At 44.2% G+C, this 882-nt stretch carries 1 protein-coding gene; it reads left to right on the forward strand.

Annotation, left to right across the window (positions count from 1 at the left end):
• On the forward strand, positions 1–882 hold an 882-nt coding region (locus tag AWU74_RS10630), incomplete at both ends, for a DNA methyltransferase (RefSeq protein ID WP_162504941.1).

Genomic DNA, 882 nt, shown 5'->3' on the forward strand with positions numbered 1-882 from the left:
TCGGCTGGCTAAAAGAACGGGTAGAAGAAATGCGCCGCGTCTTAAAACCCGCCGGCAGTATTTTTCTGCACTGCGACTGGCACGCTAACGCATATATTCGGGCTGATATTCTGGATAAGATTTTTGGCATGAACAATTTCAGGAATGAGATTATTTGGAAACGTGCAACTTCTGGAAGTAGTAAGTCCGTTGCAAACCGACTGGGAACAGATCATGATATGATTTATTTTTATAGTAAATCAGAGGATTATAATTTTATTCCAGTTTGGACAGAATATCCTGCAAAAGAAGTAGATAAAAGATTCAAAAAATCAGATGAACATGGAAAATACAAAGATGCTGAACTTGCAACCTATTCACAAGATACTCTCGAAAAATTAAAAAGGGAAAATAGATTAATAGTAAATTCTTCTGGCAAATATCGTTACAAAATATATCTTGATGAGATTAAAGGTGTATTAGCTGATGATATATGGAATGATATACCTCCTGTCAATTCGCAAGCAAAAGAACGAGTCGGCTATCCCACACAAAAGCCCGAAGCTTTATTAGAACGCATTATCAAAATGGCAAGCAACGAAGGCGACACCGTTCTTGACCCGTTTATGGGCGGCGGCACTGCCATAGCCGTGGCGGACAAATTAAACCGGCGCTGGCTGGGCATAGACCAGTCGGCAATGGCGGTAAAAGTTACCGAGCTGCGCCTGCAAAAACAGCAGGATTTATTCAGCGCGCCCTATGCCGTGCAACTGCACAAATACGATTATGACACCCTCCGCTATAAAGACGCCTTCGCGTTTGAAGCGTGGATTGTGCGGCAGTTCGGCGGCACGCCCAACGCGAAACAGCGGGGAGACATGGGGCTTGACGGAAAAGCCGCCG

This window comes from Treponema endosymbiont of Eucomonympha sp., from assembly GCF_001028545.1.